The following is a 326-nucleotide window of genomic DNA, read 5'->3' on the forward strand; positions in this document are numbered from 1 at the left end:
GTGTTTGACGAGAGCTTCGTTCACGGCCGCCCGGAGCATGCTTTTGATGGTGCCCGGACCCACTGCGGTCAACGTCGTGTACTGACGGTATTCGCGGGTATCGTTGTCAATAGGACCGATCATCAACGACCCCCGAAGCGCGTTGCGATGGAATTGTTGATCCAGTCGCGAGACTCGCTGTCCCACGTGTATTCGGTGTTGTCGCCGGACGCATAGAAATCGAGTGCGCGGATCGCACCACCGCCGTAGCCAGCCAACATCAATGCTTCGTGGAACGGACGGTGGCCCGAGATAAGGGTGCGGCGGCCGTCAAGCCAGTACAAGGT

General features: G+C 59.2%; 1 protein-coding gene. It reads right to left on the reverse strand.

Annotated features, from left to right (window positions below):
* Positions 1-122: 122 nt before the first annotated feature.
* On the reverse strand, positions 123-326 hold a 204-nt coding region (locus AC1RO3_RS08960; RefSeq protein ID WP_481764077.1), incomplete at its 5' end, for a hypothetical protein.

Source organism: Dellaglioa sp. CoH-57-MRSF-19, from assembly GCF_056781975.1.